We start from the raw sequence: 17,892 nt of genomic DNA, 5'->3' as shown, positions 1-17,892 counted from the left end.
CGTCGGCTTTCACCGCTTTCTGCCCACCCGTCCCTGGCGTCCGGCCGGGTCGGGCGTGCCCCCGGCGGACCGGGTTTCCGCGCCGTCGGGTCGGGAATCGGGTGACGCATACCTCACCGCAGAACCACGGCGGGCGGTATCCCCGCGACCGCGATTACGGTAAAAGCGAAGGCAATTCAACGAAGATTCGCCGGCGAAGCGAGGAACCACATGACGGAAGTCAAGCTCGACCACCCCGGTGGGCAGCTTTCGATGCCGGTGCAGGGCGCGGTCGAGGGCCCCGCAGGCATCGGGGTCAGCAAGCTGCTCAAAGAAACCGGGATGACAACGTACGATCCCGGTTTCGTCAACACAGCGTCCTGCTCTTCCGCGATCACCTACATCGATGGTGACGCGGGCATCCTGCGGTACCGCGGCTACCCGATCGAGCAACTGGCCGAGAAGTCCTCCTTCGTGGAGGTCTCCTACCTGCTCATCTACGGTGAGCTGCCGACACAGCAGCAACTGACCGAGTTCGGTGAGCGGGTCCGGCGGCACTCCCTGCTGCACGAGGAGATGCGCCGCTTCTTCGACGGGTTCCCCCGGGACGCCCATCCGATGGCGGTGCTGTCCTCGGCGGTCAGCGCCATCTCCACCTTCTACCAGGACAGCCTGGACCCGTTCGACTCCGAGCACGTGGAGATGTCCACGGTCCGGCTGATGGCGAAGGTCCCGACCATCGCCTCGTACGCCTACAAGAAGTCCATCGGTCAGCCGCTGCTGTACCCGGACAACTCGCTGGGCTACGTGGACAACTTCCTGCGGATGACCTTCGGCGTGCCCGCCGAGCCGTACGAGGTCGACCCGGTGGTGGCCCGGGTGCTGGACATGCTCTTCGTCCTGCACGCCGACCACGAGCAGAACTGTTCGACCTCCACCGTCCGGCTGGTCGGCTCCAGCAACGCCAACCTCTTCGCCTCGGTCTCGGCCGGGGTCAACGCCCTGTTCGGGCCGCTGCACGGCGGCGCGAACCAGGCCGTGCTGGAGATGCTGGAGAAGATCGAGGCCGACGGCGGCGACGTCGCGTCCTTCGTCCGCAAGGTGAAGGACAAGCAGGACGGTGTGAAGCTGATGGGCTTCGGGCACCGGGTCTACAAGAACTACGACCCCCGGGCCGCCATCGTGAAGAAGGCCGCCCAGGACGTGCTCGGCCGGATGGCCAAGCCGGACCCGCTGCTGGACATCGCGATGCAGTTGGAGGAGATCGCGCTCGCCGACGACTTCTTCGTGTCCCGTCGGCTCTACCCGAACGTGGACTTCTACACCGGCCTGATCTACAAGGCCATGGGCTTCCCGACCAAGATGTTCACGGTGCTGTTCGCGCTGGGCCGGCTGCCCGGCTGGATCGCCCAGTGGCGCGAGATGATCAGCGACCCGGAGACGAAGATCGGCCGGCCCCGGCAGATCTACACCGGTGCCCCCGAGCGGGACTTCACCGCGATCACGGAGCGCTGAGCCCCGCTGTGACGGCGAAGGCCGCCGACCCGCACGGGGTCGGCGGCCTTTCGCGTACGTCGGCACGGGCTGCTCCTCGGCCTGCCGCCGGGCGCACCGGCGTCGGCGGGCTCCCACCGGCGTCGGCGGGGGCACCGGCGTCGGCGGGGGCCAGGCGGGGAGGAGGCCCGGCCCCACCCGTCAGCGCAGGCCGGCGGCGGCCAGCAGGTTGCCCGCCGGGATGGGGGCGGTGACCCGGCCGGTGGCCATCCGCTGTTCGGTGCGCTGGGCGGTGAAGGTGGCGTCCCCGGCGATCGCCGAGGCGTACGCCGTGGCGGTGCGTTGGGCGATCGCCGCCCAGCCGTACTGCTCGTGCACCATGGCGCGGGCCCGGCGGGCGAGCACCCGGGCGCGTTCCCGGTCCGACAGCAGCGCGTCGACGGCCTCGGTGAGGTCGGCGGGGTCCTGCGGGGCGAAGGTCATCCCGGTCACGCCCGGCTCGACGATCTCGGCGAGCCCGCCGGTCTCGGCGACCGCCAGCGGCGCACCGGCCGCCGCCCCCTCCAGGGCGACCATCCCGAACGGCTCGTAGATGCTGGGCACCGCGAAGCAGTCCGAGGCGGCCATCACGGCCGGCAGGTCGGTGCCGCCGAGGAAGCCCGGCATGGTGACCATGCCGCCCAGCCCGAGCCGGTGCACATCGGCCTCGAGGGTCGCCTTGTACGGCCCGTCACCGACGATCACCGCGCGCAGGCCGGGGTGCCGCTCCCGCAGCCGGGGCAGGCCGGCGAGCAGGTGCTGGACGCCCTTCTCGTAGACCAGCCGGCCGGCGAAGGTGACCAGCGGGCCGTCGCCGGCGAACCGGGAGCGGGCCGAGGCGACCGCCGAGGCGGGCACCTTCCAGCGGTGCGGCTCGACCCCGTTGGGGACCACGTCGACCCGGCTGCCGGGCACGTCGAACAGCGCGCCGATCTCGTCGCGCATGTACCTCGAACAGACGATGACCCGGCCGGACTCGGCGGCCAGCCACTGCTCGACGCCGTGGATGGTGCGGTTCATCTCCTCGGGCAGCCAACCCTGGTGCCGGCCGGCCTCGGTGGCGTGGATGGTGCTGACCAGCGGCACGTCGAGGTGCGCCCGCAGGGTCATCGCGGTGTGTGCGACCAGCCAGTCGTGGGCGTGGATGATGTCGTAGCTGCCGGACTCGGTGGCCCGCAGGGCGGCCCGGGTCAGGGTGTGGTTGAACGCCATCGTCCAGGCCAGCAGGGAGTCGGTGGCCAGCGGGAAGGTCACCGGGTCCTCGGCGGCCCGGACGATCCGCACGCCGTCGGCGTACTCCTCCAGCGGCGCTCCCTCGGTGTGCCGGGTGACCACGGTGACCTCGTGCCCGGCGGCGGCCAGTGCCACCGACAGGGCGTGCACGTGCCGGCCGAGCCCGCCCACCAGCACCGGCGGGTACTCCCAGGAGAGCATCAGGATGCGCCGGGTGCGCGGGGGCACGCCGGAGCCGCCGCCCTGCTGGGGGATCTGGGGCCGGAAGGTGGGGGTGGGCCGGCAGGTCCGGTCCACAGCGGTCGCGAGTTGGTCGCTGACCCGCAGGGTGGTCACATCAATCTCCGTCCATGCACACGGGGTCGCGCCGGCAACGGTGGCGGCGGAAACGGTGGCGGTGGGGGTGGCCGAGGGCCGAGGGCGGGCCCGCCCGCGTGGGCGTGCCCGCCCCAAGCAAAGGGCATCACGCCGCCCGGCGCATCTCGAAAGGGCCTATCGTGACGGACGACACCTGGAGGTGCGTGACTCCTCGGACGGGTGGATGTCGGGCGCGGTCCGATCGGGTGGATTGGCCGACCCGGTAGCGGGGCATTAGCGGCGTGCGCTCCGGTGGTCCCCGACCCGGCCGGTGCGCTCATGACCATGGGCCTAAGGAGCGACATGCAGGTCTGGCCGGGTGAGCGTTACCCCCTGGGCGCCACCTATGACGGGATGGGCACCAACTTCGCGATCTTCTCGGAGGTCGCCGAGAAGATCGAGTTGTGCCTGTTCGACGAGTGGGACACCGGCGCCGAGCGCCGGGTCGAGTTGCGCGAGGTCGACGCGTACGTCTGGCACGCGTACATCCCCGGGATCGAGCCGGGCCAGCGGTACGGCTACCGGGTGCACGGCCCGTACGACCCGGCCAACGGGCTGCGCTGCAACCCGTACAAGCTGCTGCTCGACCCGTACGCCAAGGCGGTCGACGGGGAGGTCACCTGGGATCCGGCGGTCTACGACTACGAGCTGGGCGGCGACCCGGACCGGATGTCGGAGACCGACTCGGCCCCGTTCATGCCCAAGTCGGTCGTGGTCAACCCGTACTTCGACTGGGGCAACGACAAGCCGCCGCGTACCCCGTACCACCACTCGGTGATCTACGAGGCGCACGTGCGAGGGCTGACCATGCGCCACCCCGGCATCCCGGAGGAGCTGCGCGGCACCTACGCGGCGATCGCCTCCCCGGTGATGATCGACTATTTCAAGCAGCTCGGGGTGACCGCGATCGAGCTGATGCCGGTGCACGAGTTCGTGCACGACCACCGGCTGGCCGACCTGGGCATGCGCAACTACTGGGGCTACAACAGCATCGGCTTCTTCGCCCCGCACCACGGCTACTCGGCGCTGGGTCGCCTCGGTCAGCAGGTGCAGGAGTTCCGGGGCATGGTCAAGGCGCTGCACGCCGCCGGCATCGAGGTCATCCTCGACGTGGTCTACAACCACACCGCCGAGGGCAACCACCTCGGCCCGACGCTGAGCTTCAAGGGTGTCGACGCCCCCAGCTACTACCGACTGTCGGAGGAGGACCGGCGTTACTTCGTCGACTACACCGGCACCGGCAACAGCCTCAACGTGCGCAGCCCGCACTCGCTCCAGCTGATCATGGACTCGCTGCGCTACTGGGTGACCGAGATGCACGTCGACGGCTTCCGCTTCGACCTCGCCGCCACCCTGGCCCGCGAGTTTTACGAGGTGGACCGGCTGTCCACCTTCTTCGAGGTGGTGCAACAGGACCCGGTGGTCAGCCAGGTGAAGCTGATCGCCGAACCGTGGGACGTCGGCCCCGGCGGCTACCAGGTCGGCAACTTCCCACCACTGTGGACGGAGTGGAACGGCAAGTACCGCGACACGGTCCGCGACTTCTGGCGCGGCGAACCGGCCACCCTGGCCGAGTTCGCGTCCCGCATCTCCGGCTCCGCCGACCTCTACCAGGACGACGGCCGCCGGCCCTTCCACAGCATCAACTTCGTCACCTGCCACGACGGGTTCACCCTCAACGACCTGGTGTCGTACAACGACAAGCACAACGAGGCCAACGGCGAGGAGAACCGGGACGGCGAGAGCCACAACCGGTCCTGGAACTGCGGGGTGGAGGGGGAGACCGACGACGTCGGGGTACGTGCCCTGCGGGCCCGGCAGCGGCGCAACTTCCTGGCCACCCTGATGCTCTCCCAGGGGGTGCCGATGCTCGGCCACGGCGACGAGCTGGGCCGCACCCAGCACGGCAACAACAACGCCTACTGCCAGGACAGCGAGCTGGCCTGGGTGGACTGGGAGCAGGCCGACGACGAGCTGCTGGCCTTCGTCCGGCGGCTCACCGACTTCCGCAACCGGCACCAGGTGTTCCGCCGCCGCCGGTTCTTCACCGGCCTGCCCGTCGGCGGGCGCAGCGCCGAGGCGGGGCTGCCGGACCTGGCCTGGTACACCCCGGACGGCCGGGAGATGACCGGCGAGGACTGGGGCAACGACTTCGGGCGTTCGGTGGCCCTGTTCGTCAACGGCGACGGCATCCCCGAACGCGGCCAGTACGGCCAGCGGCACCGGGACACCTCGTTCCTGCTCTGCTTCAACGCCCACGACGCGCCGCTGGACTTCACCCTGCCCGGTGAGGAGTTCGGCCAGCGCTGGGAGCTGGTGATCAGCACGGCGGAGCCGGACCCGGAGAAGCCGACCGTGGTCGAGGCGGGTGGCACGGTCTGCGTGCCGGACCGCTCCCTGGTGGTCCTGGAGAGGACGGTCTGAGATGCCCGAACACCCCCGGCCCGACACGACGGCGACGGTCGGCGCGACCTACCGCGTCCAGATCCGTCCCGGGTTCGACCTGGACACCACCGCCGAGCTGGCCGACTGGCTCGCCGACCTCGGCGTCACCCACCTCTACAGCGCGCCGCTGCTCACCGCGACCCCCGGCTCCGCGCACGGCTACGACGTGGTCGACCACCGCGTGGTCAACCCGGAGCTGGGCGGGGAGGCCGGCCGGCAGCGGCTGGTCCGGGCGTTGCGCGCGGCCGGGCTGGGCCTGGTCGTCGACATCGTGCCCAACCACGCCGGGGTCGCCCAGCCGGCCGCCAACCCGGCCTGGTGGGACGTGCTGCGCCGGGGGCGGGCCTCGACGTACGCCGACTGGTTCGACATCGACTGGGACCGGGGCCGGCTGCTGCTGCCGGTGCTCGCCGACGGCCCCGACGCGGTCGACGACCTCAAGCTGGTCGACGGTGAGCTGCGCTACCACGAGCACCGGTTCCCGGTCGCCGACGGCACCGGCGCCGGCAGCCCCCGCGAGGTGCACGACCGGCAGCACTACGAGCTGGTCTCCTGGCGGCGCGGCGACGCCGAGCTGACGTACCGCCGGTTCTTCGCCGTTTCCGACCTGGCGGGGCTGCGGGTGGAGGACCCGGCGGTCTTCGAGGCCACCCACGCCGAGGTGCTGCGCTGGGTGGCCGCCGGTGAGGTCGACGGCATCCGGGTCGACCACCCCGACGGCCTGCGCGACCCGGCCGGCTACCTGGACCGGTTGCGCGCCGCCGCCCCGCACGCCTGGCTGGTGGTGGAGAAGATCCTGGAGTACGGCGAGGAGCTGCCGGACTGGCCGGTGCAGGGCACCACCGGCTACGACGCCCTGGCCGCGGTCTGCGGGCTGTTCGTCGACGGGCGGGCGGAGGGCGACTTCACCGCCCTCGACGCCCGGCTCACCGGCCACCACACCTCCTGGCAGGACCTCACCCACGCCACCAAGCACGAGGCCGCCACCCGGCTGCTCGCCGCCGAGCTGAGCCGGCTCGCCGCCCTCGCCCCCGACCTCGACCGGGAGGCCACCCGGGCGGCCCTGGCCGAGCTGGCCGCCTGCTTCCCGGTCTACCGGGGCTACCCGCCGCACGGGGCCCGGCACCTGGCCGCCGCCCGCGCCGAGGCGGGCCGCCGCCGGCCCGACCTCACCGCCGCCCTGGACGCGGTGACCGCGCTGCTGCGCCGCCCCGAGCACGAGCTGGCCATCCGCTTCCCGCAGCTCACCGGCGCGGTGATGGCCAAGGGGGTGGAGGACACCGCCTACTACCGGTGGAGCCGGTTCGTCGCCCTGAACGAGGTCGGTGGCTCGCCGGCGCACTTCGGGGTGCCACCGGCGGAGTTCCACCGCTTCGCCACCGCCCGGCAGGTGCGTTGGCCGGCCAGCATGACCGCGCTGTCCACCCACGACACCAAACGCGGCGAGGACGTCCGGGCCCGGCTGGCGGTGCTGGCCGAGCTGCCGGCCCGTTGGGCGGAGCAGGTCGGCGACTGGATGGCCCGCGCGCCGCTCGCCGATCCGGCCTTCGCCCATCTGCTGTGGCAGACCGCCGTGGGGGCCTGGCCGATCGCCCGGGAGCGACTGCACGGGTACGTCGAGAAGGCCGCCCGGGAGGCGTCGGTCTCGACGAGCTGGGCCGACCCCGACCCGGCCTTCGAGCACGACCTGCACGCCCTGGTCGACCGGATGTACGACGACCCGGAGCTGCCCGCCGAGATCACCGCGTTCGCCGCCGAGATCACCCCGGCCGGCTGGTCCAACTCGCTCGGGCAGAAGCTCGTCCAGCTCGCCATGCCCGGGGCGCCGGACACCTACCAGGGCACCGAGCTGTGGGAGAACTCCCTGGTCGACCCGGACAACCGCCGCCCGGTCGACTTCGCCGTACGCCGGGAGCTGCTGGCCCGGCTCGATGCCGGCTGGCGGCCGGCGGTGGCCGCCGACGGCGCGGCCAAGCTGCTGGTGGTCTCCCGCACGCTGCGGCTGCGCCGCGACCACCCGGAGCTGTTCGGCGGCTACCGGCCGGTGGCCGCGCACGGGCCGGCCGCCGGGCACGCGGTAGCCTTCGACCGGGGCGGCGCGATCGCGGTGGCCACCCGGCTGCCGGTGGGGTTGGCCCGTGCCGGGGGCTGGCGCGGCACCACCCTGTCGACGTCCGGCAACAGTGTTACCGACGTGTTCACCGGCCGGGTCTACAGTGGGTCTGAGCTGCTCCTTCATGATCTGCTGAGCACCTATCCCGTCGCCCTGCTGGCTCCCACCGACTCCGTGGAGGCTGCCGCATGACCGAGTTCACCGTATGGGCGCCGGATGTCGCCCGGGTCCGGCTGCGCCTGCCCGACGTCGCCGACCACGAGATGCGCGCCACCCCGGACGGCTGGTGGCGGGTCGAGGTGCCCGACGCCGGCCCCGGCACCGACTACGCGTTCCTGCTGGACGACGACGACACCCCGCTGCCCGACCCGCGTTCGGCCTGGCAGCCGGCCGGGGTGCACGGGCCGAGCCGACGTTACGACCAGGCCGCCTTCGACTGGACCGACCAGGGTTGGACCGGCCGGCAACTGCCCGGCAGCGTCCTGTACGAGCTGCACGTCGGCACGTTCACCCCGGAGGGCACCTTCGACGCGGCGATCGACCGCCTCGACCACCTGGTCGACCTCGGTGTCGACCTGATCGAACTGCTCCCGGTGAACGCCTTCAACGGCGAGCACAACTGGGGCTACGACGGGGTCTGCTGGTACGCCCCGCACCAGCCGTACGGCGGGCCGGACGGGCTCAAGCGCCTGGTCGACGCCGCCCATGCCAAGGGTCTGGGGGTGATCCTCGACGTCGTCTACAACCATTTCGGGCCCTCCGGGGCCTACGCGCCGAGGTTCGCTCCCTACCTGACCGAGCAGAGCAACACCTGGGGCCGCACGATCAACCTGGACGGCCCGCACTCCGACGGGGTCCGCCGCTACATCATCGACTCGGTGCTGATGTGGCTGCGCGACTATCACGTCGACGGCCTGCGGTTGGACGCCGTACACGCGATGCCCGACTCCCGGGCCACCCACTTCCTGGAGGAGGTGGCGGTCGAGGTGGACTCGCTCGCCACCCTCCTGGGCCGGCCGCTGTCGCTGATCGCCGAGTCCGACCTCAACGACCCCCGGCTGGTCACCCCGCGCGAGGCGGGCGGCTACGGCCTGCACGCCCAGTGGAACGACGACGCGCACCACGCCCTGCACACCCTGCTCACCGGGGAACGGCAGGGCTACTACGGCGACTTCGGGTCACTGGAATGCCTGAGCGACGTGCTGACCGGCGCGTTCTTCCACGCCGGTGGCTGGTCCAGCTTCCGCAACCGCAGTCACGGCCGCCCGGTGGACCGGCAGCGCACCCCCGGGCACCGGTTCGTGGCGTACCTGCAGAACCACGACCAGATCGGCAACCGGGCCACCGGGGACCGGATCTCCGCCGCGCTGTCGCCCGCGCTGCTGCGGGTCGGGGCGATGCTGCTGCTGACCGCGCCGTTCACCCCGATGCTGTTCATGGGGGAGGAGTGGGCGGCCAGCACACCATGGCAGTTCTTCACCAGCCACCCCGAGCCGGAGCTGGCGGTGGCGGTGGCCACCGGCCGGCGGCGGGAGTTCGCCGCCCACGGCTGGCCGCCCGGCGAGGTGCCCGACCCGCAGGACCCGCAGACCTTCCTGCGCTCCCGGCTCGACTGGGCCGAGCTGGACAAACCCGAACACCGCGAGATGTACGAGTTCTACCGGCGGCTGATCGCGCTGCGCAAGAGCCGGCCCGACCTCTCCGACCCGCGCCTGCACCAGGTGGAGGTGCGCCACGGCGACGAGTTCCTGGTGATGCGCCGGGGCGAGTGCCTGGTGGTGGCGAACCTCGCCGGCCGACGGCAGCGGGTCACTCTGCCCGGGGTGGCACGCCGGGTGCTGCTCACCACCGGGGAGGGCGTCACGGTGATGCGCGACCGGGTCGAACTGCCGGCCGAGACAGCGGCGATCGTGGCCCTCTGAGCGACCGGCGTCGTCGCGCCGCCCGGCTCCGGCCCGGCTGCTCCGGCGGCCCTACGTGACGCTGAGTCATGTTCGCGACGAAGGCAGATACGGGTGAGAGCAGTATGCCGGTGGGTCATATTCATGCCCCTGTGTCATAAGCCTGTTCGGGCGAGGACACGGCGAGACGCTGACCCGCGCTCTGTCGGTGGCGAGCGACGACTGCGGTGGCGAGGGTGGGGATGCTCACGAACCCTCGGATGACTTTCCGGTCACGTAGGTTCCCTTGCCCTGCCGTCCCTGAAGCTCCCCGGTGATCTGTAGATGTTCGATCGCACGCCGCACGGTGCCGATGGAACAGTCGTACTTCTCGGCAAGCTCCGGCAGTGAAGGGAGCTTGTCTCCCGCTGTGAGTTGTCCCGAGGCGATCGGTTTCCGGATGTCGTTGATGACGACCCGAAATGTCGGAACGTAGCCGTTCACGAGCGATCGACGACATAGGTGCCACGGCCGGTGAAGGTCACCACCAGCCCACGGTCGCGCAACAGCCTGATGGCGGCCCGGACGGTCCCACGGCTGACGCCGTACTCCTGTTGAAGATGACTTTCGCTGGGCAGTGGTTGGCGGGGTTGGAGTCTTCCTGTCTCGATCTCTGTGGCGACAAGGTCTGCGAGCTGGACGTAGAACGCCACCGGGGACATCTCGTCAACCACGTGCCGGACCCGCCAACCAGCCTGCCCGGGAGGTGATTCCGTTGCCGACGAGGCAGGTGAATCAGTATTCGTCAGCGTCTCCACTGAAACGGCCTCGCCGTCGGCGAGGTAGGCCGGGGTATGACGAGTTCGGGCGCGAATCGCGGCTCCTACTCGCGGGGCGACGTTGTCGGGAAGGCGATGTCCGGCTTCCTGTGGTGAGAAGAAGCCGAATTCTTCGATCTCCTGCTCAGGAAGGGTGAGGCTGCCGTGGTGGGTGACGGTTCCGCAGTCGAAGGTGAAGTGGATGAGGGCACGCGGCCGTTGTCCGGCGGGTGGTGCCCAGTCCACGACAAGCAGCTCTCCCACCGCCACGGTGACGCCGAGTTCCTCTCGCGCCTCGCGAGCGCATGCCTGGTGCGGGTACTCGTCCTGTTCGACGTACCCACCCGGGAAGGCCTAGTGATCGCGGTAGCTGGGTTTGACGAGCAGCACATCGCCAACCGGGTCGGTGATGAAGGCGGCCGTGGCGGCATGGAAGGCGGGCAGGTTCGCGTACCAGGTGCTGGGCTCCGTCCACGTCACTGGAGTGACGTTAGCCGATAGGTCTCGAAGAGTGTGGGCGCTACGTCAACGGTGCCGTGGGCGCGAGTGCGCCGAGGAGTTCGTTGACGTCATCCACCGCTCGGTGAGGGCTCAGCGGGGTAGTGAGTTCGCCGCGTACCTCATCGATGCCGCGCGGGCGTACCTCCAGGTCGGCGACCTGTTCGGGGCCGGTCGGGCGCGGCCGGCGTCGCGCGACTGGCCACGCTGGTCGGCCTCACCCGGTGACCGGGCTGAGCCGTCGTGCCCACCACCTGCGGACCGGACGGCAGCTCGGCCTCCACCCTGGGGAGGAGGCGGCCTCCGACCGGTGGCCGTGACCGGGGCTTCAGGTCGGGCGCGGTGGAGCTGCGGACCGGCGAACGTCTACAGACATGACTGATGTGATGTCCCGGGCGGACCGCTGGCACCGCCCCCTGGTTCTGCTCAGCGCGGCGGCGGTGGTGCTCGCCGTCGTCACCGCCGTCGGGGTGTTCGCCGACCCACGACTGTTGACCGGCGTGCCGATCTGGCTCAAGCCGTTCAAGTTCTCGGTGTCCTTCGTGCTCGACGGCCTCACCCTCGCCTGGATGCTGGCCCAACTGCCGAGACGCAGCCGGGTCGCCGGGTGGGCGGTGGGGGTGGTGGTGACGGTGGCCGTGGTCGAGATGGTGGTGATCGTCGGGCGGGTGCTGCGCGGCACCGCCAGCCACTTCAACGAGACGACCCCGCTCAACGCCGCGCTGTGGCAGGTGATGGGCGCGGCCATCACGGTGTTGTTCGTCGCGCACGTCGTCGTCGCGATCGTGCTGCTGGTGCGGCGGGCCAAGGACCGGGCCACCACCTGGGCGGTGGGGCTGGGGCTCGGCCTGTGTTGACCACGTTCGGCGACGACGACCACCTCTATCCCGCGTTGACCGCCGGTGCCTGCGGGTTCCTGCTCAAGGACGCCCCGCCGGCCGACCTGATCGACGGTGTCCGTCGGGCCGCCGCCGGGGCCAGCCCGTTCAGCGAGGAGGTGTTGCAACGACTGGTCAGTCGGGCGGTGCACGCCCGCACCGCGCCGCCGAGACCGGTGTCGGGCCTGACCGCCCGCGAGCGGAGGTGCTCGACCTGGTGGCCGAGGGGTTGTCGAACACCGAGATCGCCGAGCGGCTGCACATCGGGGTGACCACGGTCGAGACCCACATCACCAGCCTGACGGCCAAGACGGACAGCCCGAACCGGGTACGCCTGGCGCTGTTCGCCCGGGGCGGCTGAGCACGTCGCCGTCCACCTGGTGCCGTCTCCCGCCGGCGGGTGGTCGTCGCCGGTGCGTCGACCTGTCGGCCGCAGCCCACGGATGGCGTTGCGGGCGTCCGGGCCGGTGTCGGCCCGCCCGGCTATCCTGCGCCGACGCCGGGGACGGCCCCTGGCGGTGGATCGGGTGGGAGGCCAGGTTGACGGTCGGGGACTCGGGTTCGGCGGCGTATCAGGTCGCCGTTCACGCGGTGGCGCAGGAGGCGGGCACGGGCCGGATCGCCGCCCTGCGACGGCTCGGTGAGCTGGCGGCGGGGCACCCGGAGCTGCGGTCCCGGGCCGTCGAGGCGGTCGGCGACTACCTACGGACGCCGCCCGACGCCGACGAGCGGGATGCCGACGCCCGGCGGGAGGCGGGCCGGGTGCTCGCCGCGCTCCTGCGCGCCGAGGCGACGGTGCACTCCCCGGACGTGCCGGTGGGCGGGGCCGTCGACCGGAAGCCGCCGTCGCCCGCCGTCGTCCTCGACCTGCGGGAAGCGACCCTGGTGGACCTCGACCTCGCTGGCTGTGTGTTGGGTGACGGCCGGTTCGCCGACGCCCGGTTCCTCGGGTCCACCTCGTTCGCCGACGCCCGGTTCACCGGCGACGCCGACTTCGCCCGCGCCGTCTTCCACGGCGCGGCCCGGTTCACCCGGGTCCGGTTCCTCGGCGACGCCGGGTTCGGCCGGGCCCGGTTCCGTGCCGACGCCGACTTCACCGGGGCCGGGTTCGCCGCGCTGGCCTGGTTCGGCCGGGGCGAGGACGAGATCTGGGAGGACGACCCGGCCTGGGAAACCATCGAGGAGACCCGCCCGGCCCCCTGGGACGAGCCGAACGAGGACGACCCGCACTGGCCCGTCGCCGTCCTGATGGGCGACTACCAGGAATGGAGTGAGGGCGGCGACGGCACCCGGTTCGTCGGGCCGGTGTCGTTCCGGCAGGCCCGCTTCGACGGTCCGGCCTGGTTCTTCAAGGCGCGGTTCGGTGCCGACGCGACCTTCCGGCAGGCGCGGTTCGGTGGACCGGTCCACCTCGACCAGCCCGTCGTCGACCTCGCCGGAGCGCGGTGGGCCGGTGCGGCCGACGACGGGCCGGTGTGCTGGCCGCTCGGCTGGACGCCCGAGCCGGCCCCCTCGGGTGTGGCGGAGCTGGTGCCGGACGGCTCCGTCTTCCCGTACGCACGCCAACTCGCCGACGCCGACCCCGACGTTCGCCGGGTGGGGCTGAGTGTCCTCGCCGATCTCGGTGACGCCCGGCCGGAGCTGCGGCAGCGGGTGGTGGACGCGGTCTGCGGCTACCTGCGTACGCCCCTGGCGTTCGACCTGACCCGCGTCCTCACCGGCGAGCAGGCCGCAGAGGTGGAGTTGCGGCGCACCGCGCAGCGGATACTCGCCGGACGGTTGCGTCCGGCGGCCGGCACCCCGGACGCGCCTGTGCACTGGGCGGGGATGGACCTGGCGCTCTGCGGCGCCACCCTGGTCGACCTCGACCTCGGCGGTTGCCACGTCGGCTACGCCGACTTCACCGGCGCCCAGTTCCACGGCGTCACCCGGTTCGCCGACAGCGTCTTCACGGGGGCCGCCTTCCGGCTCGGCGGCACCGACGGGCGGGCGTCGTTCCACGGTGCCGTCAGCTTCGCCGGGGCGCGGCTCGATCGTCGGCGGGGCGTTCGCGAGATCGTCGGCCAGGTCGGATGCCACGCCGGGGTGGTGATCGACGAGGCGGATCCATCCCCGGCGTGAGCGGCCCCGCGGCCCGGGGCACACCCGTCCTGCGTCCCAGCGGGTGCCGGGCCGGTACGCGATGGGTCGGTGGGTCGGTACGTGATGGGGCCGGTCGGGCTGTCAGGCGGTCACTTTGGCGATGAAGGCGGCGACGTTCGCCACCGTCCGCTGGGCCTTCTCCGCCGTGGTGAGCGACTCCTGCATCTTGGCGCCGGGGCCGGCGTCCTTGCGGCCCCGCACGTACAGCGAGCAGGCGAGGTCGGTGCAGATGTAGGTGCCCACCGAGTTGCCCTGCTGCCCGGCCCTGCCCGCCTTCGCCGCGACCATCAGGGAGACGCCGCCGGCCGGGGTGGTCAGGCAGATCGAGCACATGCCGCGCGGTGGTTGCCGGGTGGCGGGGGTAGGGCAGCGTAGGGCCAGCGCCGTCCGGCGGCCGTCCAACTCGACGACGAGGTAGGCGCGGTCCGGTGCCCGGGGGTCGCGCCAGCCGAGGTAGTCCAGGTCGGCCCAGGGGCGCTCGGCCAGGTCACGCGGGACGTACAACCGCTTGGTCTCGCCCTTGGTGCAGTTCACGAAGGCGGAACGGATCTCCTGCTCGGTCAGTGGCTCCATAAATGCCACGGTAATTTGCCTAAAACCTTTAGGCAAACCCATAATAAGCTATGGCACGTGCGGGGTTGACCACGGAACGCCTCACCCGGGCGGGGGCGGAGCTGGCCGACGAGGTCGGCTTCGACCAGGTGACCGTCTCGGCGCTCGCCCGGCGCTTCGACGTCCAGGTCGCGAGCCTCTATTCGCACCTGAAGAACTCCCAGGACCTCCGGACCCGGATCGCCCTGCTGGCCCTGGACGAACTCGCCGTCCGGGCCGCCGACGCCCTGGCCGGGCGGGCCGGCCGGGACGCCCTGGCCGCCCTTGGCAACGTCTACCGCGACTATGCCCGGGTGCACCCCGGCCGGTGGGCCGCCGCCCAGCTCAGGCTTGACCCGGAGACGGCCGCCGCCAGCGCCGGTCGCCGGCACGCGGAACTCACCCGGGCGATCCTGCGCGGCTACCAGCTGACCGAGCCCGACCAGACCCACGCGGTCCGGCTGCTCGGCAGCGTCTTCCACGGCTACGTCAGCCTGGAGGCGGGGGGCGGGTTCAGCCACAGCGCCCCGGACACCGAGGAGACCTGGCCCCGGGTCCTGGACGCCCTGGACGCCCTGCTGCGCAACTGGCCTGCGCCCTGACCGAAACGGACTACCGGCGACAGGTCGTCAGGGCGCGGTGAGCGGGTCGGAGCGCCAGCCTTGCCGGACGCACAGGGGATGCCCGGGTGGAAGGCGGTCAGTTGCGCCGCGTCACGCTGTGGCTCGGCCACCTCCAGGACGACACACTCGCCGAACTCGACGTAGGAGCTGTGCTGGCCCCCGGCCCCCGGCATCCGGATCTCAGGGGATCGGCCACTCGTGGACCGGGCGGTTGCTGTGCATCAGGTCGACGTAGTGGCGGACCACCTCGCGCAGCGCCTCCGGCCGGTCGAGATGGTCGGCGGACTCCAGCCGGTGCAACGTCGCCACCTGCCAGCTCGCGCCGTTGCGCCCGGTCAGGCAGCGCTGCTCGATGATGCCGAGCAGCCGGTCCCGTTCGGCCGGGTCCACCCCCCACCCGTCCAACCCCTGGTGCGCCAACGGCAGCAACCGCCGCAGCACCAGTTCGGTCGCCGGCAGATAGCCCAACCCCGGCCAGTAGACCTGGGCGTCGATGCCGTGCCGGGCACCGCTGGTGAAGTTCTCCTCCGCCGCGCTGAACGACATCTGCGACCACAGTGGCCGGTCCGACTCGGCCAGCGCCCGGACCAGCCCGAAGTAGAACGCGCCGTTGGCGATGGTGTCCACCACCGTCGGCCCGGCCGGCAGCACCCGGTTCTCGACCCGCAGGTGCGGCCGCCCCTTCCACACGTCGTACACCGGCCGGTTCCAGCGGTAGACGGTGCCGTTGTGCAGCCGCAGTTCGGCCAGCCTCGGCACCCCACCGGCGGCCAGCGTCTCGGCCGGGTCCTCCGGGTCGCCGACCGGCAGCAGCGCCGGGAAGTAGCGGACGTTCTCCTCGAACAGGTCGAAGACGCTGGTGATCCAGCGCTCCCCGAACCAGACCCTCGGGCGTACCCCCTGGGCCTTGATCTCTTCGGAGCGGGTGTCGGTGGCCTGCTGGAACAGCGGCACCCGGGTCTCCCGCCACAGCTCCCGACCGAAGAACAGCGGCGAGTTCGCGCCCAGCGCCAGCTGTATCCCGGCGATCGCCTGCGCGGCGTTCCAGTAGGCGGCGAACTCGACCGGGCTGACCTGCAGATGGAACTGGGTGCTGGTGCAGGCCGCCTCCGGGGTGATGGTGTCGGCCGTGGTGGCCAGCCGCTCCACCCCGCTGATCGCGATCCGCAGATCCTCACCCCGGGCCGCGAAGATCTGCTCGTTGAGCAGCGCGTAGCGCGGATTCGCCGACAGCGCCCCGGCGGTCAGGTGCCCCGGCTCCAGGGTGGGCAGGATGCCGATCATGACCATGTGGGCGTCGACCGTGCGGGCCTTCTCCTCGGCGGCGTTCAGGCTGGCCCGCACGTGCTGCTCGAACTCGGCCGTGCCGGTGCCGGCGAGCCGCCGGGGCGCGACGTTGATCTCCACGTTGAACTGGCCCAGCTCGGTCTGGAAACTGGGATCGGCGACGGCGGCGAGCACGTCGGCGTTGCGCATCGTCGGCCGCGAGTCGTCGTCGACCAGGTTCAGCTCGATCTCCAGGCCGGTCATCGGACGCTCGACGTCGAACCGGGACTCCCGGAGCATCTCGGCGAAGACGTCCAGGCACCGGCGTACCTTCTCCCGGTAGCGGGCCCGGTCCTCCCGGCTGAAGGTGCGTGCTCCGACTTCCTCACCCATGGCCACCGCCCTGTCACCGTTGGTCCCATCAACCTCGCACGTCCCGGCCCCGACCGGGAAGACCCGAAGGACCCTCTACGTACCCACCGGCGACCCGGGTGATCCCCGTCGCCCGGTGGCCGTCCCGGGGCGGGCGGCGACGGCGGCTGGATAGCATGGCCCGATGCGCGAGAAGACGACCCGGCTGTTCGTGGCGGCGGCGATCGCCGAGGCGTGCTCCTGGCTGGCCCTGCTGGTCGGCATGGCCGTCAAGTACGGCCCGCCGGGCAACGAGATCGGCGTGCAGATCTTCGGGCCGATCCACGGCGCGCTCTTCGTCGCGTACGGGCTGCTGGTGCTCGCCGTCGCCCGGCTGCACCGGTGGTCCCTCGGGGTCACCTTCGTCGCCCTGGTCTGCGCGGTGCCACCCTTCGCCACCCTGGTCTTCGAGCGCTGGGCCGCCCGCCGGGGGATGCTGCGCACCGCCGGGGAGCCGCAGCGCCCACTGACCCCCGTCGGCTGACCGCCCCCGGGGTCGATCCGGCCGCCCCCGCCGTCAGGTGAGGACGACGGCGGCGGCGACCAGCAGCACCACCACCGCCCCCAGCGCCGCCTGGATCAGCAGCGGCGGGCCGAGGTGGCTCCACACCGTGGCGGTACGCGGGGTGAGCAGCTGACCGGTGGTCAGGTTGACGATCCGTTCGATGCGCGGTGGCAGGTCGACGTCCTGCGGGCGGAGGGTGAGCTGCACCCAGTCGGACGGGTGCACCGCGCTCTGCGGCAGGTGCCCGTGCAACTCCACCTCGTAGAGCTGGCCGTTGTCGTCGCGGACCCGGACCGGGGTGACCAGGAACTCCGGCCCCTTCTTCAGGTCCTTCCACTTGCGGCGCGCGCCACCGCCGGCGGCGCTGGAGAGCACCGTGCGCACCAGCATCACCAGCAGGCCCGCCACGCTCGCCGCGGTCAGCACCGCCACCAGCACGGGCTGGCCGACCCTGACCTCGCGGGAGTAGCCGTCCATGAACCGGACCACCCGCCCGGTGAGAATCCGCTGCGTCGGGCGTACCACCCGATTTCGGAGATCGCTGTCCATGTTCACCACCGAGAGTCCGGTTCCGTTCACTGATGGTATCCGCCCTTCGGGTCGAACGACGTGAATGAAAC

15 protein-coding genes and 2 pseudogenes are annotated in these 17,892 nt (G+C 71.7%); 9 read left to right on the top strand and 8 right to left on the bottom strand.

The features are described from left to right. Positions 1 to 210: 210 nt before the first annotated feature. Positions 211 to 1,494: a citrate synthase gene (locus ACIG87_RS02450; RefSeq protein ID WP_396847393.1), complete on the top strand. Its 1,284-nt coding sequence runs from the start codon at positions 211 to 213 to the stop codon at positions 1,492 to 1,494. A 180-nt stretch (positions 1,495 to 1,674) separates the two neighbouring features. On the opposite strand, the gene ACIG87_RS02445 is transcribed toward ACIG87_RS02450, so the two are convergent. After that, a complete protein-coding gene (locus ACIG87_RS02445; protein WP_396847392.1) occupies positions 1,675 to 3,081 on the bottom strand; it encodes a glycosyltransferase family 4 protein in 1,407 nt (468 codons plus the stop codon). Positions 3,082 to 3,405: 324 nt separating this feature from the next. On the opposite strand from ACIG87_RS02445, the gene glgX reads away from it, so the two are divergent. The 3 genes from glgX to treZ are packed head-to-tail and all read left to right on the top strand — an operon-like array spanning position 3,406 to position 9,582. Beyond that, positions 3,406 to 5,526 carry a glycogen debranching protein GlgX gene (glgX, locus tag ACIG87_RS02440; protein WP_396847390.1) on the top strand — a complete coding sequence of 707 codons (2,121 nt, stop codon included), beginning with the start codon at positions 3,406 to 3,408 and terminating at the stop codon, positions 5,524 to 5,526. Position 5,527: 1 nt separating this feature from the next. Further along, complete coding sequence (gene treY / locus ACIG87_RS02435) at positions 5,528 to 7,852, top strand: malto-oligosyltrehalose synthase (protein ID WP_396847388.1); 2,325 nt, start codon at positions 5,528 to 5,530, stop codon at positions 7,850 to 7,852. Beyond that, positions 7,849 to 9,582: a malto-oligosyltrehalose trehalohydrolase gene (gene treZ, locus ACIG87_RS02430; protein ID WP_396847386.1), complete on the top strand. Its 1,734-nt coding sequence runs from the start codon at positions 7,849 to 7,851 to the stop codon at positions 9,580 to 9,582. Before treY ends, treZ begins: the two co-directional genes overlap by 4 nt. Positions 9,583 to 9,807: 225 nt before the next feature. Here the strand turns inward: treZ and ACIG87_RS02425 are convergent, their stop codons facing one another. The 4 genes and pseudogenes from ACIG87_RS02425 to ACIG87_RS02410 form a co-directional block, all read right to left on the bottom strand. Then, the gene (locus ACIG87_RS02425) at positions 9,808 to 10,044 is read right to left on the bottom strand and encodes a GntR family transcriptional regulator (protein ID WP_396847384.1); all 237 of its coding nucleotides are present in this window, start codon (positions 10,042 to 10,044) and stop codon (positions 9,808 to 9,810) included. Continuing rightward, positions 10,041 to 10,262, bottom strand: coding sequence for a GntR family transcriptional regulator (locus ACIG87_RS02420; protein ID WP_396847600.1), 222 nt, complete (start codon positions 10,260 to 10,262; stop codon positions 10,041 to 10,043). The genes ACIG87_RS02425 and ACIG87_RS02420 overlap by 4 nt, the downstream gene beginning before the upstream one ends. A gap of 192 nt (positions 10,263 to 10,454) precedes the next feature. Then, positions 10,455 to 10,697 (bottom strand): annotated as a pseudogene (locus ACIG87_RS02415) (NUDIX domain-containing protein); the annotation flags it as partial. Between the two features lie 15 nt (positions 10,698 to 10,712). After that, a complete protein-coding gene (locus tag ACIG87_RS02410; protein WP_396847382.1) occupies positions 10,713 to 10,838 on the bottom strand; it encodes a hypothetical protein in 126 nt (41 codons plus the stop codon). Between the two features lie 392 nt (positions 10,839 to 11,230). Between ACIG87_RS02410 and ACIG87_RS02405 the strand changes: the two genes are divergently transcribed. From ACIG87_RS02405 to ACIG87_RS02395, 3 genes and pseudogenes are all read left to right on the top strand, one after another. Beyond that, on the top strand, positions 11,231 to 11,713 hold the full coding sequence (locus ACIG87_RS02405) for a hypothetical protein (protein ID WP_396847380.1): 483 nt from the start codon (positions 11,231 to 11,233) through the stop codon (positions 11,711 to 11,713). Further along, positions 11,707 to 12,095 (top strand): annotated as a pseudogene (locus ACIG87_RS02400) (LuxR C-terminal-related transcriptional regulator); the annotation flags it as partial. The gene ACIG87_RS02405 and the pseudogene ACIG87_RS02400, both read left to right, overlap by 7 nt. Before the next feature lie 179 nt (positions 12,096 to 12,274). Next, positions 12,275 to 13,855, top strand: coding sequence for a pentapeptide repeat-containing protein (locus ACIG87_RS02395; protein ID WP_396847379.1), 1,581 nt, complete (start codon positions 12,275 to 12,277; stop codon positions 13,853 to 13,855). A 102-nt stretch (positions 13,856 to 13,957) separates the two neighbouring features. On the opposite strand, the gene ACIG87_RS02390 is transcribed toward ACIG87_RS02395, so the two are convergent. After that, the gene (locus ACIG87_RS02390; protein WP_396847377.1) at positions 13,958 to 14,449 is read right to left on the bottom strand and encodes an FBP domain-containing protein; all 492 of its coding nucleotides are present in this window, start codon (positions 14,447 to 14,449) and stop codon (positions 13,958 to 13,960) included. 65 nt (positions 14,450 to 14,514) lie between these two features. Here ACIG87_RS02390 and ACIG87_RS02385 point away from each other — a divergent pair, with 65 nt between their 5' ends. Continuing rightward, positions 14,515 to 15,069: a TetR/AcrR family transcriptional regulator gene (locus ACIG87_RS02385; protein WP_396847375.1), complete on the top strand. Its 555-nt coding sequence runs from the start codon at positions 14,515 to 14,517 to the stop codon at positions 15,067 to 15,069. 201 nt (positions 15,070 to 15,270) lie between these two features. Here ACIG87_RS02385 and ACIG87_RS02380 read toward each other — a convergent pair whose 3' ends face one another. Beyond that, positions 15,271 to 16,749, bottom strand: a complete 1,479-nt coding sequence (locus ACIG87_RS02380) for a glutamate--cysteine ligase (protein ID WP_396847374.1) — start codon at positions 16,747 to 16,749, stop codon at positions 15,271 to 15,273. A gap of 163 nt (positions 16,750 to 16,912) precedes the next feature. Here ACIG87_RS02380 and ACIG87_RS02375 point away from each other — a divergent pair, with 163 nt between their 5' ends. After that, positions 16,913 to 17,251, top strand: a complete 339-nt coding sequence (locus ACIG87_RS02375; protein WP_396847373.1) for a DUF3817 domain-containing protein — start codon at positions 16,913 to 16,915, stop codon at positions 17,249 to 17,251. A 33-nt stretch (positions 17,252 to 17,284) separates the two neighbouring features. Here ACIG87_RS02375 and ACIG87_RS02370 read toward each other — a convergent pair whose 3' ends face one another. Further along, positions 17,285 to 17,830 carry a hypothetical protein gene (locus tag ACIG87_RS02370; protein ID WP_396847598.1) on the bottom strand — a complete coding sequence of 182 codons (546 nt, stop codon included), beginning with the start codon at positions 17,828 to 17,830 and terminating at the stop codon, positions 17,285 to 17,287. Between the last annotated feature and the right edge of the window lie 62 nt (positions 17,831 to 17,892).

It is taken from the genome of Micromonospora sp. NPDC051925, from assembly GCF_044548625.1.
GTDB lineage: Bacteria > Actinomycetota > Actinomycetes > Mycobacteriales > Micromonosporaceae > Micromonospora.
Note: the sequence above shows the minus strand (reverse complement) of the source record. Positions and strands in the feature narration are given on the sequence as shown.

What these genes read in the sequence shown, in the direction of transcription:
- ACIG87_RS02450 (WP_396847393.1), top strand. Translation starts at nt 211, where the DNA reads ATGACGGAAGTCAAGCTCGACCACCCCGGTGGGCAGCTTTCGATGCCG.
- glgX (WP_396847390.1), top strand. Translation starts at nt 3,406, where the DNA reads ATGCAGGTCTGGCCGGGTGAGCGTTACCCCCTGGGCGCCACCTATGAC.
- treY (WP_396847388.1), top strand. Translation starts at nt 5,528, where the DNA reads ATGCCCGAACACCCCCGGCCCGACACGACGGCGACGGTCGGCGCGACC.
- treZ (WP_396847386.1), top strand. Translation starts at nt 7,849, where the DNA reads ATGACCGAGTTCACCGTATGGGCGCCGGATGTCGCCCGGGTCCGGCTG.
- ACIG87_RS02420 (WP_396847600.1), bottom strand. Translation starts at nt 10,262, where the DNA reads ATGTCCCCGGTGGCGTTCTACGTCCAGCTCGCAGACCTTGTCGCCACA.
- ACIG87_RS02405 (WP_396847380.1), top strand. Translation starts at nt 11,231, where the DNA reads ATGACTGATGTGATGTCCCGGGCGGACCGCTGGCACCGCCCCCTGGTT.
- ACIG87_RS02390 (WP_396847377.1), bottom strand. Translation starts at nt 14,449, where the DNA reads ATGGAGCCACTGACCGAGCAGGAGATCCGTTCCGCCTTCGTGAACTGC.
- ACIG87_RS02380 (WP_396847374.1), bottom strand. Translation starts at nt 16,749, where the DNA reads ATGGGTGAGGAAGTCGGAGCACGCACCTTCAGCCGGGAGGACCGGGCC.
- ACIG87_RS02375 (WP_396847373.1), top strand. Translation starts at nt 16,913, where the DNA reads ATGCGCGAGAAGACGACCCGGCTGTTCGTGGCGGCGGCGATCGCCGAG.